The sequence below is a fragment of the Candidatus Xenohaliotis californiensis genome, assembly GCF_963930935.1.
Classification (GTDB): Bacteria; Pseudomonadota; Alphaproteobacteria; order Rickettsiales; family CAWVOK01; genus Xenohaliotis; species Xenohaliotis californiensis.
This window is the reverse complement of record NZ_CAWVOK010000003.1, coordinates 1-15,811: the sequence shown is the minus strand read 5'-3', so window position 1 is coordinate 15,811 and position 15,811 is coordinate 1. Positions and strand designations below refer to the sequence as shown.

Here is a 15,811-nt window from a genome sequence, read left to right as displayed (position 1 = left end):
ATTTAAAATATACTGTATACTAAATTGCTGTATTTAATTAGGTATTAATGGTAAAATTTTTAATAATTAATTCAAGAGTTTATCCTGAAATAAGCCTTGGATTATTACATGGTGCAACTAACTTTCTTCAAAAATTGGACATAAATTTTAAGGAAATAGTAACTCCTGGAGCATTAGAAACACCTATAGCACTATCTATGGCCATAGATACTAATATATATGATGCTTATATAATATTAGGCTGCATAGTACGTGGCAATACTGACCACTATAAGCATGTTTCTGAAAATACAAATACTGCATTAACCAAACTAGCTACAAAACATATGATACCAATAGGCAATGGTATTCTCTCGGTACATAATATTGAGCATGCCATTGCTAGATCATGCAATGATGACTTAAACTATGGACATATAGCAGCCAATGCAGCACTAGAAATGCTCCACATAAAACAACAATTTGCTAAAGTGAAAAAATAAATGACACAAAAAGAAAACAATAAAAATGCTAAACAAATTAGATTTCTTGCAGTACAAAGTGCTTATGCATATGCAATACATAGCTCTATAAACAAAAGTATTTGTGCTAAAACCCAGCAAATAATTATACAAAATCATCCACAATCTGCACAAGTTACATCTCTAATAACTTTTCTAGTAAAAAACAATGCAATAGTGGATCAAATAATAGGTGAACACTTAGCAAATAATTGGACAATCAGCAGAATTAACATGGTTACTCTTGCAATACTTAGAGTTGCAGTTACAGAAATAATTACAAAACAAATATACACACAGTCAAAAATGACAAACTCATATCTATCAATTGCAGAAATAATGTTAGAAAAAAATGAAGTTAATTTTATTAATGCCATGATATCAAAAATAACTAATAATTTTACCACACAACATAATCAACCATCAGCAGCTAGTCAGCAAGCTCATTGTCGGACATCCTGTATTCAGCCATTAAACATATCTCATTCATAAAACTATGCTCAATTTTTCCTTCCAAATTTAAATCAACAAGAGCAACTAAAATAACACTAATACTTATATCATTTAATTCTTGCACAATTTGTTCAACAGAAATTGGAGAATAACTCAACATGCTAAGAATAAGACTTTTTACATCATCAATATCATCTTTTTTAGTCTCTGTATTATCAACAAACCTATCATATTCCATAAAAGAAGAATCAGAGAGAATGCCATTTGGCAGTTTGCTAGTGCAAAACTGCAGTGCCTCAATAATTGTATCACATGAATCAACTAAAATTGCACCATCTTTAATCAACTGATTTGTTCCACTATATCTATCATCCAGTGGCGATCCAGGTACGGCAAAAACATCTCTACCAAACTCAAGTGCATATCTGGCAGTAATCAATGATCCTGATCTTCTGGCTGCTTCAACCACCACAGTTGCAATTGATAAACCAGCTATAATACGATTACGAATAGGGAATCTTTTTGGTAGTGGCTTAGATCCCAATGGGAATTCACTGATCAACAAGCCATATTTTGCTATTTGATAATAAATATCACTATTTTCTTTTGGATAAATTATATCTATACCACAACCTAAAACAGCAACATTTGGGAAATTGCTAGCAATTGCAGCTTCATGTGCTGCAGCATCTATACCATGAGCCAACCCAGAACATATTACGTATCCATCTTCACTTAAACAGTGTGATATAGTGCGGGTAAATTTCTTACCAGCAAAACTTGCATTACGAGAGCCCACTATTGCAATCATATCCATAGATAATACAGACAAATCACCCACAACATATATAACAAAAGGTGGGAATTTAATACTACGCAAAATGTCTGGATATAATTTATCATAAAGTGATATAACTAAACCACCCATTCTAACAATCTGATTATATTCAGCCTCCATTGAAGCAAAATCTGGTATACAAAAATTTTTCCCAATTTTTTTAGCATGAACTGGCAAATACTCTAATGCTCTTTCAACAGAACCATAAGCAGTCATCATTGCATACATAGATGACAAGCTAATCCCACTTCTTGCAAGACACATGTATTTAATAGTTTGCACTTTGCTAACAGTGTCATAGTATTTTTCTTCCATCAATCGAAATAAACCTTATTGCAAATGTAGCAATACAAAAAGCCACATATAAATCATAAAATAAAACTCAGAATATTATAAATAGTTTAAGTTTATTTGCAATACAGAAAAAATAATTATTAAATCAACTATTTTTTTTTAAAAGTTTAGCTGTAAGCATACGTCTTTTTACAGGATTAAGATAATCAATAAAAAGCCTACCATTCAAATGGTCAATCTCATGCTGAAGACAACGTGCTAATAAATTGTTGGCCTTAATAACCTTTCTGTCTCCCCATTGATCATTATAAGAAACAATTACCTTAACTGGTCTTTTAACTAGTGCATATATACCAGGAAATGAAAGACAACCTTCACTCTCTTCAGCAGTTTCATTACTATACCAGTCAATCTTAGGGTTAATAATTACTAACAAATTATCAGTATAATTTTTAAATTGCAAATCATCCAAACTATTTTCAATATTATCATAAATAACATTAACTAATGCTATTTGCTTATTTAAGCCAACTTGGTTAGCAGCAATACCTGCACCACTAAGATGGTGCATAATAGATTCCATCTTTGCAATAACATTATGTAATGCTTGATCAAAAGAATCAATGTCTATAGACTTTTCTCTCAAAATTGGAGCAGGAAAAATTTTTATTCTCAAGTTAGCATCAATAGTTTTACTATCCATAAAATTATAATTGATATTCAAGTACCTCCAGCTGGATTTGAACCAGCACATCCAATGGACAACAGATTTTGAGTCTATCGTGTCTACCAATTCCACCATGGAGGCTATATGTGATAATTTAGCATAAAACAACAACAACATCAATGCTAGATCAGTACATACATCAAAATAAACATGGTAAATATCTGTAAAAAAAAATCATTATATAATAATTAAATAATCATAAAACACCATAACAATTAAGTGAAAATGATTGATGAAGGAAGATACTGCTAGAAATGCTGATAAAGCATATTATAAAAGAATCTCAATGAGAGAGAGAAATATTATTGAAAAAGTTCTAAATTTTTAAATGATAAACTTTAACAAAAATATAAAGACAAAACAATTATCAGTTTTAATTATTTCAAAATCACAAATCTTAATATACTAATAATTTTTATCTTTTGATCAAAAAATTATGCATAGATTAAATATAGTTCTTAAAAATGCCACAATATGTGATTAAAAGTTTTTTGATGTAATTTTAATTAATAGTGTTGGCATTTATACTATTTCCAGTATAGGTAGTGCGGTAATTAAAAGCATGTCGAGATAATTAGAAAAGCACAAAAAACATTTGTGTTCATTTTAAATAATGAGGATTTAGCTAAACAAAATGTAGCTTTTAAGCTAATTTCAAAAAATAGTGAAAAACTTAACATACAGTAACACAAGTCAAAAAATAATTAATAGACTTGCGCTACAGCAGCAATCTGTATAAATGTTAAAAAATCTTCCTTGAGCAGTCTAATTCTTGCACTTTATAAACAGATCAATAAATTTCTACCAGTTGTGGTGCAATAACAGGAATGGTAGATGCTTGTTGCAAACTAGATGTTGGCATATTATGTTCATGTTTATTGTCTGATGCAACTTCAGTATTAACAACAGTAACAACAGCCTCATCTCCTGTTTTGCCATTCCAATATAATGCTTTATCTTTCTGTTCATCTGTAAGCATATCAGATGATATGCGTACAAAATGATTTCTGTAACAAAGATAATACTCTGGGTCACTATTGTTGGATGTTACAACAATATTTACAGTACTTTCTTTATTTCCAGCATCCTTTACAGTATTACTAAATTCTTGTAAAACAGCAAACAATTGTGGTGCATTTCTAGCCAAATCTTTATTTGAAACTGCAACTTCTAATGCAGCACCCAATTTGTCATCATGTAACTGAACTATTATATTTCTTGACAATTCCTTAAAACCCAAACTAAATAGAATTTGTGCAGCAAAATAAAGTAAATATTTCACAATATCTTTATTCTTCACAGTGGAAAACAAATCTTTAACACTTATAAAATTCATCCCCACTAAGACTGCAGCTAGCTTCTCAGTTTTTACAGCACGCTCTATAGAGTGAATTGACATACTTCTTTCTTCTTCAGAGGTAGCATTGTGCAATTTACGTATCAAGGTACTCATATTATCAGATAAAGTAACAACAAGATCTATTGCATTGGCAATACTTGCACTGGATAAGCCATCTTCTTGAAGTTTAGTAAATTCATGCTTAATTTCATCAAGTGCCTTAAGACCAAAAATGGAGACTGCTTTTTCAATATCCATATTATCAACCCCTTCACCTGCAACAACTTTCCTACTCTTCTCACCAACATCTTCTTTTTCTATAGCATCAATTTTTATTCTCTTTGCAACAATACTTTCTGGAGCAAAATTTGTGCTATCATTACTTCCAGCAAGATCTGTATCTACATCCTCTTTAAAAAAATCACTATTATCACTTGCTAATTTATCATCCATTAATTCTTTTGGACAATCTGCATCCATGACTGTCAAAGAAACTTGTTTTCTAATTAAAGCAAGTCCATTAGCAGCATCTGCAATATCAGATGCTGTTATATCTGATTGCCCTATAAAATGACTACGTGAACAGCCAATAGGTATGTGCAATCTGTGAGATTTATTGCCATCATTAAATATTTTTACATCCTTAATGCCCATTTCTTCTAACTGCATTTGTAAAGTTTTCATATCACTACCATTTGTATTAACAAAATGGAATACATGATGACTAATATGTGGTCCCATAGCATTAAAAGATGCATAACCAACACGAAGATTTTTAAATGCCTCACTCATAACATCAGCAGACACTTTATCTAGATCTAAGTCTGAGTCACTTTCATATTTCTTAAAATTATCAAAACTATGCAATGCTACACATTGCATACCACCTGCATTACGCATTGCATCCGAACCAACACATCTAGCAATAGCATATAGGGCATATGCCTTATCAAGACTGTAGGCACCTGTTGAATGGTAGCTGTACTTTGCCTCACCCATTTGCTTTGGCAACATACCAGATAGCTCAAACAATTCTCCAATAAAATGCTTATGTTTATCAGAATAAAAACTAATACCCTGATCATCTATATGAAATTCTTCACCAAGAAATTGAAAATCTGAACTATTATTTTCTCTTTCCTTGTACAACATGTCTGCTGCTTCTTTAGCAAAAAGGGTCTTAGCATGTAAAATACCACTCTTCTCATTCAAACTTTCAACAACAACTTTCTTTGCATCAATATTTAATTCAGCAGAAAGAGGTGTTATGTCAGAAACACATCTTGTTGCAAAACAACTATCAGAAATATCTTTTTTAAGCCTACTATTAACACCTTTACAGTATAAATCAACAATTCTAGCAGATGTAGAGTTATGATAATCGTCTAACATACGTTTAGTAATTTTCTTATATTTCTGCAATACGCTAGTTGTTAGCATATCTTCTGCAAGTTTAGACACTTGATCATTTGCTGTAAGATCAATATCATCACTCATGTATTTTCTGCTGAACAAAGGAGATTGAAAAACTTCTTTACTAACAGTTTTACGATCAGATGGTTTAGCAAGACTGTTAAATTGTACCAGTTCATCACGTAGCCAATCTGTATATTGCTGACTTCTTTCTCCTCCAGCATAACAAAAACAGCTATAAAATTTACCATTCCGCCAATATATCAGCTGATCACCAAGCATAGCACCCATGCCTTTGTGCTTTCCATCAGATTTTTGCCCATTAATAAACTGTACACTTGATCTACCAGGTATCATTACCATATTCATGTACATATTAGTAATAGCTTCTTTATCCTTAAGAACAAGCAAGCCTATTTGATAGTCCTTAGAATAAAAAATAGCTGGAGATAGGTGTACAACACCTTCATTACTATCAAACTCATTCTCTGCATCACCTAGCATAAAATATCTCCTTAAGTTGAATTTAAAAAACTAATATACAGATACACTTCATTATTGTAAATATATTTTTTACAAAAAAATAACAAAAATCTATAAAAACCTACTACTTAAATAATTGATATTAGTAATTTTATAAACAAATAGTATATATGTATATAAAACTAGCATATTAAGTACATCATAATACTATAGACATTGCTAAAATTTTGACCTAATCTTTTTAAAAATAGAATTGAGCATTATATGCCGCAAGCCTTTATAAAAAATAAAAATGGCACATTAGAAAAAGCTAACTTCAAAATAAAACCCAGCATAAGTCCTAATTCTGTTTTAATTAAACAGCACTATATTGGTATTAACAAACATGACCTCAGCCAATCTTGGAAATCAATGAAAAAATTTACAATACCAGGAACAGAAGCTGTGGGAATAATAGAAAATATTGGCAACAATGTAAAAAACCTAAAAATAGGTGACAGGGTTGGTTATTGTCTAAGCGACACTGGAGCATGTTGTACGCATCGTATTGTAAACAAAAAAATTTTATATAAAATACCAGATTACATTAGCGATAAAGTTGCAGCAGCATCAATGTTTAAAGGTATCACAGCCTATTCATTAGTAAGGCGTGTTTTCTTTGCATGTCCATCATCATTTATTATGGTATATGGGATAACAGGTGGCATTGGATACTTTATTGCCCAATGGCTGCAGGCAATAAAATGCAGTGTTATAGGAAGCACAAGTGCTGCAAAAATGTCTATTGCAAAAAAACATAAATTTCAAGATTTGCTACTTGATCATTATACAGAATGCACTGACAAGCTACTTCAATTCACAGAAAACATGGGTGTCATGGCCATATATGATCCTATTGGTGAGGCTCTTTATCAAAAATCAATACAGTTTTTATCTATATATGGCACATTAATAAATTATGGACATCTTTCTGGAGAAATATCAAATATCAAAACTAAAGAACTGACAAAAAAATCACTATACTTAACCTGTCCAAATATAAAACATTATCAAGACAATAGCAAAGAGCAAGCTGTAGCAATTAATGCATTATTCACTTTAATTAAAGAAGGCAAATTACAGCCTGTAGTCAGCAAAATATATAAATTTAATGACGTTCCTTGGGCATATCAAGACCTAGCCACAAACAACCTCATATACTCCAATATTATAGAAATCATATGAGTTGGACTATAGACAAATCAATAGTCAGTATAAAATACTATAAATATATACCACAATAACATAAAAAGGAGGTGATTTATATAAAAATTCTGTAATATATAATTGTTGACTTTTACTTCCAAGGATATAAATTATTTTTAATCAATTTTAGCAAAAAATAAACAATGAAATTTATAATTTTACTTAGTGCAGTATTAATAACATCAATTACATATAATTGTAATGCATCATTTTTTACAAAAAGCAGTCTTGTTATTGCAAGTGATTCAAATAAAATTATAACTGAAATTAAAGACATGTTTGGCGCTGAAGAAAAGCAATCATCCCTATCTTTGCAATCTATAAAACCACAATTCTATACATCAGCTGGTTATACAATAAATCTAACATCAGGTAGCTACATTGACTTAGAGCTTGGTTATAAAAAAGATTTCTCAAGCAAATCATATAGTGCAAAATCTACCGATCCAGAAAATTTTCTAGATCTACTGACTAAATGCAAGACGCAAGCAGGTATAGTAACCATGTCATATATTTTTGATATTCCCAACACTCTAAACCTTAAACCATTTATTTTATTAGGTGCTGGTGTATCGTTCATAAAAATAAAACTAGCTGCAGCTGGTGATATTGGTGGTCAAGAAAATGAGATAAACTTAAATAAACTAACTCATATTATATCAACTGGTCAAATTGGTGCTGGAATGTCGCTAGCAATAAAAGAAAGTTTTGAATTAGTTGGATCATATTCATTTAATAACAGAGTGTATGGCTCTGAAAAAATAAAAAATGTATCAATATCTGTGCCAAATATGGTAGCTGCAAAAGCAGATATCATCAAACCAAATGCACAACATATGCTATCAATTGGTATAAAATTTAATACTTAACAAAATTTTTGTAACCCAGCTCTTATACTGGGTTATTCAAATATTATTTCTACAAAACCTAATTATTCTACAACATAGTTAGTGTGCCATGTCAGCTTAGATCAGCATAGCATCAGATTTAGCATTATATTCTAAAATCTTAAATAAATTAATTATATTAATATTATTATTTTTAAATAAAAAATATATAAATATTGACTTTGTTAAAACAAAGTAATAAATTAATTATATATTAATTAATTAATATAATTTTAGGATTAAAAATGAAATATAGAAATACAATCCTCACTTTAGTATTAGTAGTTGCAGCAAGCTGCAGTGCACATGCTGATTTTTTTACAAGAAATGGACTTAATGTCAGCACAACTGCTAAAAAAATTAATGGGGAATTAGAAATTAATGGACAAAAATTTAACAAAATAGGCACAGTAAAAAACAATATGTCTACTGAACAAAATACTGCTTTTGGCTATAGTTTTGATCTTAATGAAAAAAGTGCAGTTGACTTGGAAGTTGAATATTCTGGAAGCAGTAAAAATAAAAGATACTCATTTACAGATAATCAACTGCCAGATCTAACAGGATTTGTTGAGGAAAAAATAAGCAGACTAATGTTTAATGGATATTACACATTTATCCCATTAACAAATAATGCATTTACCATTAAGCCATTTGTTATGGCAGGACTTGGTGTTGGACAATATAGTACAAAAATTGGTGCCAACTTTGATTTAGACTCAAAAATAGATCTCAACATATATTTTTTTGGTAACAAACAAAAAGTGCACAGAACTCTTATTGGACAAACTGGCATTGGTATAGCAGTGCCAATCTCTAAAAATATGGAAATTGTTGGTCTATACTCATTTAGCAACAAAATTCCTGGATCTTCCAAAAAAATACAAAATATTGGAAGTATAAATGATGATTTACTAAATATTGATGCATCTGCTAGTATACAAAAAAGCTACCTGCAACAAAGAGGCAATCTAAGTCTAAAGATTAGATTCTAAATAAAAATTTTCTTTTGCCTTTGATTTAAACATAATGCTCTCAAAGGCATAAGAAAATCCCTCAAAACTTTCTTAATCAACTGCCACTCTACCAGAAAAAACTTTTTTACGTAAACTATATCCTATAGATCTAATAGTGCATAATGGCTGATAAGCATCAGAGTCATCATGATATAAAGCATTACGCAATCTATTGATATTAACATCTACAGTTCTATAGTTAATCCCTAAAATATCACGCCAAACATGCTTAATAATTTGTTCTCTAGTCAAAACTTTTTCAGGATTTTCCATAAATAACTTTAAAATGTTAAACTCACGCATACCCAATCTTATCTCCCTTTGGGCACGATGCACAGATACTGTTGATAGATCCATGACAATATCATCAAAGCATAAAACATTCTTATCATGAGATGGATTGGCGCGACGATAATTAGCCTGTATCCTAGCACTTAATTCTTTAATAGAAAATGGCTTAACCAAATAGTCATCAGCACCACTGCTTAGTCCAAGCACCTTATCATCTTCTTCACACCTAGCTGTAATAATAATAATTGGTATATTGCTCAGCTCTCTGCTATTTCTTATTTTGCCACAAACTTCTATTCCAGACATATCTGGCAACATCCAATCAAGCAACAGTATATCTATTGGATTATATTTTACATAAGATAACAGCTCATTTCCACTAGAAAAACTAACAACTACAAAGCCAGCTTTAGTAAGATTGTATTCTAATAAAGTAGTGATTGCTATATCATCTTCAACAATAGCTATTACTCTGTTATCATTTTTATCATAAAAACTTTGCATTTAAACACCTTAGTTCAATTTAAGCCACTATTAATATATTTCAATGTTCTAAGATTAGATGGATTATCAAAAATTACATCTTTTTTCCCATATTCTATTAAAGACCCATTGTCAAAAAAAGCAACAAAGTCTGCTATTTTTTTTGCCTGTCTCATTGAATGTGTAACTACAATCATAGTATAATTTTTTTTCAATTCTAAAATTAAATTATCAATCTTAGATGATGATACTGGATCTAAAGCTGAGCATGGTTCATCCATTAATATTAATTCTGGTTCCACTGCCAATGCTCGTGCAATACACAAACGCTGTTGCTGCCCACCAGATAATAAGTTAGCATCATCATAAAGTCTATCACAAACCTCATAATAAAGACCAGCTTTTTTTAAACTAATTATCACAATCTCATGTAACTCTTTCTTGTTTATAATTCCATGAATTCTTGGTCCATATGCTACATTGTCATATATAGACATAAAAAATGGATGTGGCTTCTGAAACACCATTCCAATCTTTGCTCTCAAGCTTGCAATATCTATCTTATGATCATATATATTCTTGTTATCAATCATCACTAAACCATCTACCTTAATCTCAGACTCATCATTCATGCGGTTAAGACATTTTATAAAAACAGACTTACCACTACCAGATGGACCAATAATAGTAGTAGCAGTATTTTGCACAAAACTAATACTTATATTGTTCAATATTTTTTTTCCTTTATGAAACAAAGATAAATTCCTTGTTACAATTCTTGCCTCAACAGCCAATCCTACCTACTCTATTGGTATAGCTACAAAACGACTGTAGCCTTTTATAAATGAGTTGACAAGTACCAATACTGGTTTTTTCATCTTTTTAGAAATATCAACCTGCTTTTGCAAGTCAACAATATCCAAAATTTCTTGCTGATTAGCTGCTGTAATAACCATACCTTGTCTTATTCCTTTTGCATATGCAGATGAATCTGAATCAACCTTGGAAATAAACACACCTTTTGCATCTTGTATTTTATAAGCACGTTTAACATCAGAGGAAAGCATACCAACATTCTGAAATGATAAACCAGGTATGAGCTTAGAACTCATTTTACTATGCTTATCTTTTCTTTCATTTACCATCAATTCTTCAGATTCATCATTATCAGGTCTCTTTTCAACTTTAACTGTCAATTCTACATCTTTTCCAGCACGAACAACTTTTAATACTGCATTACTTCCAACTTTAGTATAGCCAACCATCTTTGGTAAATCACGCACATTATCCACATTCTTGCCATTAAAACCAAGTATAAGATCACCAACTTTCATACCAGCCTTATCAGCAGGACTGTCTTTCATGACCTCTGCAACTAGAGCACCTTTTGCCTTATTATGGCCATAATACTTAGCTATATCATCAGTTACTGGCTGCAAAAGCACACCTAGCCAAGCCCTATGAACAGATCCATCTTCTATAATTTTTTGCACAACATAGCTTGCTACAGAAGAGGGAATAGCAAAACCCAAGCCAGCATTTGATCCAGTATTAGAAATAATTAATGTATTAATACCAATAACCTCACCTAACATATTAATCAATGGTCCTCCAGAATTCCCTCTGTTAATAGCTGCATCAGTTTGAATAAAATCATCAAATGGACTTATATTTACATCTCGAGCCACAGCAGAAACTATGCCAGAACTTACTGAACCACCAAAGCCAAATGGATTACCTATTGCCAACACCCAATCACCAATTCTAAGTTTAGCAGAACTGCCAAATGAAATCTTAGTCAATTTTTTCTTTGTTTTAACTTTCAATACAGCTATATCAGTATTTTTATCATAACCCAATATCTCTGCTTTAGCTGTAGAATCATCATTAAAACGTACTGTAATTTCAGATGCACCTTGTATTACATGATAGTTAGTAACAACAGTACCATTCTCATCAACAATAAAACCTGAACCTAGGGCACTAACTGTCTTGTCACTAAATTCTCGCTCTTTTCTAGGATCAATATTAAAAAATTTCTCAAACAGTTCCTCAAAGTCACGAAAAAAACCATCATCATTTTGCACACCTTTTTTAACCTTATGGCTTGTGGATATGTTAACAACACCATCATAAACTTTCTCAACCACCTCAGCAAAACTATCATCACTTAAAAAACGAGCATCAGCCATCCCAACATACAAAAAAAACAATGCTTTAATGGAAAACAATAAAAAACGCTTAGTCATGTTTATTACCATTTTGATATTGTAAAAAACCCATAAAACTCTCCTCACCAGAAAGTATAAACTTTGTCTCATTATTATTAAAAGAATTTCTATATAGCTGCATATGTCTAACAAAACTAAAAAAATCAATATCTTTAGAAAATGCCTTATTATAAATTGCAGTAGATTCTGCATCAGCATTACCTTTTATAATTTCTGCTTTCTTTTTAGCCTCTGAAAGAATTGTAATTTTTTCCCTATCAGCACCTGATTTTATAATTTGAGATTCTTCAACTCCCTGTGCTCTAATTTCTCTAGCCTCTTTCTCTCGTTCTGTTTGCATTCGCTTAAAAATAGCAGCACTATTTGTATCAGGCAAATCAGTTCTTTTGATACGCACATCAATCATTTCAATACCAAAAGATATGGCCTGATGCTCTACACCATTTTGTATCAATTCCATTACCTTGTTTCTACATTCGGCCAAAAGACAAGTCAATGAAACCTTCCCAACATTTTCCCTAATGTTTGATTCCAAAATTGGCTTCATCCTAGAGGCAAGCTTGGATCTAGTGCCAACAGTTTGATAAAACTTCAATGGATTAACAATTTTATATTTTGCATAAGCATCAACAATAACACGTTTCTGATCTGCTGCTATAACTTCCTTTGGTTGTGGTGATAGATCTATAATACGGCTTTCAAAATATAATACATTTTGTATAAAAGGAATCTTAAAATGCAAACCAGGCAGCAGAACTTCATTGCTAACAATCTTACCAAACTGTAGAACAATTGCTTGTCTTCCCTCATATATCATAAACAAACCTTGAAATATAAAGCTAAAGATTATAAACAAAGCTATAATTATATATTTTAAATTCTTCACACCTACCTCAATCCTTTCATGCTTTCATTTACTGAAAAAAGTGGCAATAAAGCATTTTTGTTGGTAAGTAAAAGCTTTTCCTTGCCTTCAAGGACATTTTCAATTGTTTCCAAATAAATCCTTTTTTTAGTCACAAACTTATTTTGCTTATACTGTTCATATAACATCAAAAAACGCTCTGTCTCACCTATAGAAGCATTGACAACCTGAGATTTATAGGCTTTAGCTTCATTAACTATACGCTCTGCCTCACCACGAACTCTAGGTAATATTTCATTTTTATAAGCAGAAGCCTCATTAATTGTTCTTTCTTTATCAGCTTTAGCAGTCTGCACATCACGAAAAGCATCTATAACTCTTGCTGGTGGATCTGCCTTTTTCATCTGCACTGACTCAATATGAACACCCATTGCATATTCATCTACAGTTCTTTGTAGTATTGCTATACTCTCCTGTGCTATAGCTGCACGACCAATGCCTTCAATAATATAACTTATTTTATTTTTCCCTACTGCTTCACGCATTGCACTTTCTGCAGCAGCTTTAACGGTAATGCCACGTTTATCATCACGCAAATTAAATAAATACTTCTTTGCATCTTTAATGCGCCACTGTACTTCAAAATTTATGTCAACTATATTCTCATCGCCAGTCAACATCAAGCTTTCAGCCAACAAATCATCTCTAGAAGGGCCAGATCTATAGCCAATTTCTTCATGATTGATAGTAGTAACATCAACCAATAAAACTTTCTCTATAGGTGATGGAAAATGATAATGCAAGCCAGATGTAGTAGTAAGTTGGTATTTACCAAAACGAAGCTCCACACCTTCTTGATTTGGTTGAACAGAGTAGAATCCAGTAGCCAACCATAAAAAACATAATAAAAAAATACCTAGTAAAAAAAACTTTTTATTAAAACCATTAGGAATAAACTTATCCAAACCACCAAGATCAATATTTTTCCATGCTCTTCTGTAGGAGGTGTTTTTTCTACCATTAGGTGATTGCTGACTCCATGGATTATTATCCAACATAACCTATAAATAATATTATTTATAGGTTAAATAATAGCTATATTAAAACTAATGTCAACCAAACTAACAAACAACATTTCTTGCAGTTAATCTTAAATTACTGCTTGTTTGCATACAATATAAACAAAAATCAATCAAAACATCTTAAGTTATTATAAATATTCCATAGATAAATTTTGCATAAATTGCTGACCTTCTCCTAAAAATAAACTACCAATCTCTTTATAAAAACTACCAATATTTACATCAGCAAAAAATTCTCCTTTATTGAACATCTTCATGGTAATTGTTTTATCTTTATTAATTTTAACAAAAAGTTTTAGATTATCACTACCTCCATCAGTGCAATCTAAATCATCTGAAGTATTAACAGAATTCTTCTCACAAGACTTACAGTCTTCTACAGATTGAATATGGAACTCAGCATTCTCCTTGTCAATATGCAATCTCATAGATACATTGCCTAGACCCTTTGCAAGGCATGTGTACTTACCAGAATTCTTATCAAAAGTTAAATTAACATAATAATCTTTTTCACCAACACTAGAAGCAACAGCATTAATAATCAAAGCAGAATCGGCACTACTACCCCTCACTTCAGAGCCATGTTGACTATCTTCTTCCTCTAATCTGCCAATATCTATAACATTAGCACCAGTACTACTACTTCTCACACCTCTAAATCTCATGGCTAAAAAATTAACACACCAGCTAAAAAATCCCCTTTGATGCTCGTGAATTTCTAAATTTCTACGGTATCTGCAATATGTATATATAAAAAATAATACCATACTAGCAAAAACTCCTGCACCACCTGTTGCACCAGTAGCAGCAGCTATATCAATATCAGGGCTATAATCTATAGAGCTAGAGCTATAATCTATGGTTGTTTCCTGGCTTCTATTTGCAAGCATTGTTAATGTATTGATAGGATTTATACTAGGCATGGGGTGTCACCAAAAAATCAAATTAATAAATAGTATTATACTAATTTGCATCTAAGTAAATCTTAAAACCTAATTAACTGTGTGCAACAACAACTTTATTAAATACCTGAAAACATTGATTATACAGTAAATCAAGATATATATAAACAAATACCACACAATAATATAGTTCTGAGATAAATATACTATATATACTTAAAATTACTTTTACTAAATAAATCTATATTAAAAATTAGTATAAATACAATCAATTATCAATCTTGTTAACTAAATATACAGTCAATCAAAATGATTTTTTAGCAATTGATCAATAAAATTTATGAAAATATTAATTATTGAATTAGAATTCTACTAAATTAGTTAGAATTTAATAAAAAACTAATAGTAATAGCAATTCAATATTCAGAAAGAGTAAAACACATCAAATTATAAGATATGCTGAATTAATAAATAAAGCATATAAGAAAATGTTACAAACATGAACATTGTTTATGATTTGTATCAGAAAATGTAATAATATCATAACTATCAAAAGATTGCCATTTTAAACCACCACCACGTGTTAAAGCAGCATCAACTTCATCATCAATCTTACAATTATCCTCATTTGTCTTGTGAAAATAGATTTTGTTGCATAAACAATAAAACATAATACCAGCAATAAAAAGTACTAGTGTTGTGCAAGCAACAGCAATTGGAAAATCATAAGAATATAAAAGATTACTTTCAGATGATGTGTTT

The 15,811-nt window shown here is 30.9% G+C and carries 15 protein-coding genes and 1 tRNA gene; 5 read left to right on the top strand and 11 right to left on the bottom strand.

Annotated features, from left to right (window positions below; translation table 11 throughout):
- Positions 1 to 47: 47 nt before the first annotated feature.
- Positions 48 to 482 (top strand): 6,7-dimethyl-8-ribityllumazine synthase, encoded by a 435-nt coding sequence (ribH, locus tag AABI72_RS00255; protein ID WP_338363301.1) that lies wholly within the window; start codon positions 48 to 50, stop codon positions 480 to 482.
- Positions 483 to 992, top strand: coding sequence for a transcription antitermination factor NusB (locus AABI72_RS00250; protein WP_338363299.1), 510 nt, complete (start codon positions 483 to 485; stop codon positions 990 to 992). It abuts the gene before it with no gap.
- Here the strand turns inward: AABI72_RS00250 and dprA are convergent.
- The 4 genes from dprA to AABI72_RS00230 all read right to left on the bottom strand — a co-directional run bounded on the left by dprA (position 931) and on the right by AABI72_RS00230 (position 6,068).
- Positions 931 to 2,106, bottom strand: coding sequence for a DNA-processing protein DprA (gene dprA, locus AABI72_RS00245; protein ID WP_338363297.1), 1,176 nt, complete (start codon positions 2,104 to 2,106; stop codon positions 931 to 933). The genes AABI72_RS00250 and dprA overlap by 62 nt on opposite strands.
- 124 nt (positions 2,107 to 2,230) lie before the next feature.
- The gene (gene def / locus AABI72_RS00240; protein ID WP_338363295.1) at positions 2,231 to 2,788 is read right to left on the bottom strand and encodes a peptide deformylase; all 558 of its coding nucleotides are present in this window, start codon (positions 2,786 to 2,788) and stop codon (positions 2,231 to 2,233) included.
- A gap of 22 nt (positions 2,789 to 2,810) precedes the next feature.
- Positions 2,811 to 2,893: transfer RNA gene (locus AABI72_RS00235), tRNA-Leu, on the bottom strand.
- Positions 2,894 to 3,602: 709 nt separating this feature from the next.
- Positions 3,603 to 6,068, bottom strand: coding sequence for a hypothetical protein (locus tag AABI72_RS00230; protein ID WP_338363293.1), 2,466 nt, complete (start codon positions 6,066 to 6,068; stop codon positions 3,603 to 3,605).
- Between the two features lie 243 nt (positions 6,069 to 6,311).
- On the opposite strand from AABI72_RS00230, the gene AABI72_RS00225 reads away from it, so the two are divergent.
- The 3 genes from AABI72_RS00225 (at position 6,312) to AABI72_RS00215 (ending at position 9,174) form a co-directional block, all read left to right on the top strand.
- The gene (locus tag AABI72_RS00225) at positions 6,312 to 7,271 is read left to right on the top strand and encodes an alcohol dehydrogenase catalytic domain-containing protein (RefSeq protein ID WP_338363291.1); all 960 of its coding nucleotides are present in this window, start codon (positions 6,312 to 6,314) and stop codon (positions 7,269 to 7,271) included.
- A gap of 164 nt (positions 7,272 to 7,435) precedes the next feature.
- Positions 7,436 to 8,161 carry a hypothetical protein gene (locus AABI72_RS00220; protein ID WP_338363289.1) on the top strand — a complete coding sequence of 242 codons (726 nt, stop codon included), beginning with the start codon at positions 7,436 to 7,438 and terminating at the stop codon, positions 8,159 to 8,161.
- Positions 8,162 to 8,424: 263 nt separating this feature from the next.
- Complete coding sequence (locus AABI72_RS00215; RefSeq protein ID WP_338363287.1) at positions 8,425 to 9,174, top strand: hypothetical protein; 750 nt, start codon at positions 8,425 to 8,427, stop codon at positions 9,172 to 9,174.
- Positions 9,175 to 9,246: 72 nt separating this feature from the next.
- On the opposite strand, the gene AABI72_RS00210 is transcribed toward AABI72_RS00215, so the two are convergent.
- From AABI72_RS00210 to AABI72_RS00180, 7 genes are all read right to left on the bottom strand, one after another.
- Complete coding sequence (locus AABI72_RS00210) at positions 9,247 to 9,990, bottom strand: response regulator (RefSeq protein ID WP_338363285.1); 744 nt, start codon at positions 9,988 to 9,990, stop codon at positions 9,247 to 9,249.
- Positions 9,991 to 10,004: 14 nt separating this feature from the next.
- Positions 10,005 to 10,763, bottom strand: coding sequence for a phosphate ABC transporter ATP-binding protein (locus tag AABI72_RS00205; protein WP_338363283.1), 759 nt, complete (start codon positions 10,761 to 10,763; stop codon positions 10,005 to 10,007).
- A gap of 6 nt (positions 10,764 to 10,769) precedes the next feature.
- A complete protein-coding gene (locus tag AABI72_RS00200; RefSeq protein WP_338363281.1) occupies positions 10,770 to 12,218 on the bottom strand; it encodes a Do family serine endopeptidase in 1,449 nt (482 codons plus the stop codon).
- A complete protein-coding gene (locus tag AABI72_RS00195) occupies positions 12,211 to 13,017 on the bottom strand; it encodes a protease modulator HflC (RefSeq protein ID WP_338363279.1) in 807 nt (268 codons plus the stop codon). Before AABI72_RS00195 ends, AABI72_RS00200 begins: the two co-directional genes overlap by 8 nt.
- Positions 13,018 to 13,088: 71 nt before the next feature.
- Complete coding sequence (gene hflK / locus AABI72_RS00190; protein WP_338363276.1) at positions 13,089 to 14,123, bottom strand: FtsH protease activity modulator HflK; 1,035 nt, start codon at positions 14,121 to 14,123, stop codon at positions 13,089 to 13,091.
- A 152-nt stretch (positions 14,124 to 14,275) separates the two neighbouring features.
- Positions 14,276 to 15,070 (bottom strand): hypothetical protein, encoded by a 795-nt coding sequence (locus tag AABI72_RS00185; protein ID WP_338363274.1) that lies wholly within the window; start codon positions 15,068 to 15,070, stop codon positions 14,276 to 14,278.
- A 470-nt stretch (positions 15,071 to 15,540) separates the two neighbouring features.
- A partial coding sequence (locus AABI72_RS00180; RefSeq protein WP_338363272.1) for a hypothetical protein occupies positions 15,541 to 15,811 on the bottom strand: 271 nt, incomplete at its 5' end.

Excerpts from the sequence above, each read along its gene's own strand:
- dprA (WP_338363297.1), bottom strand. The coding sequence starts at position 2,106 with ATGGAAGAAAAATACTATGACACTGTTAGCAAAGTGCAAACTATTAAA.
- def (WP_338363295.1), bottom strand. The coding sequence starts at position 2,788 with ATGGATAGTAAAACTATTGATGCTAACTTGAGAATAAAAATTTTTCCT.
- AABI72_RS00215 (WP_338363287.1), top strand. The coding sequence starts at position 8,425 with ATGAAATATAGAAATACAATCCTCACTTTAGTATTAGTAGTTGCAGCA.
- AABI72_RS00225 (WP_338363291.1), top strand. The coding sequence starts at position 6,312 with ATGCCGCAAGCCTTTATAAAAAATAAAAATGGCACATTAGAAAAAGCT.
- AABI72_RS00230 (WP_338363293.1), bottom strand. The coding sequence starts at position 6,068 with ATGCTAGGTGATGCAGAGAATGAGTTTGATAGTAATGAAGGTGTTGTA.
- AABI72_RS00185 (WP_338363274.1), bottom strand. The coding sequence starts at position 15,070 with ATGCCTAGTATAAATCCTATCAATACATTAACAATGCTTGCAAATAGA.
- AABI72_RS00195 (WP_338363279.1), bottom strand. The coding sequence starts at position 13,017 with ATGATATATGAGGGAAGACAAGCAATTGTTCTACAGTTTGGTAAGATT.
- hflK (WP_338363276.1), bottom strand. The coding sequence starts at position 14,123 with ATGTTGGATAATAATCCATGGAGTCAGCAATCACCTAATGGTAGAAAA.
- AABI72_RS00210 (WP_338363285.1), bottom strand. The coding sequence starts at position 9,990 with ATGCAAAGTTTTTATGATAAAAATGATAACAGAGTAATAGCTATTGTT.
- AABI72_RS00250 (WP_338363299.1), top strand. The coding sequence starts at position 483 with ATGACACAAAAAGAAAACAATAAAAATGCTAAACAAATTAGATTTCTT.
- AABI72_RS00220 (WP_338363289.1), top strand. The coding sequence starts at position 7,436 with ATGAAATTTATAATTTTACTTAGTGCAGTATTAATAACATCAATTACA.
- AABI72_RS00200 (WP_338363281.1), bottom strand. The coding sequence starts at position 12,218 with ATGACTAAGCGTTTTTTATTGTTTTCCATTAAAGCATTGTTTTTTTTG.
- ribH (WP_338363301.1), top strand. The coding sequence starts at position 48 with ATGGTAAAATTTTTAATAATTAATTCAAGAGTTTATCCTGAAATAAGC.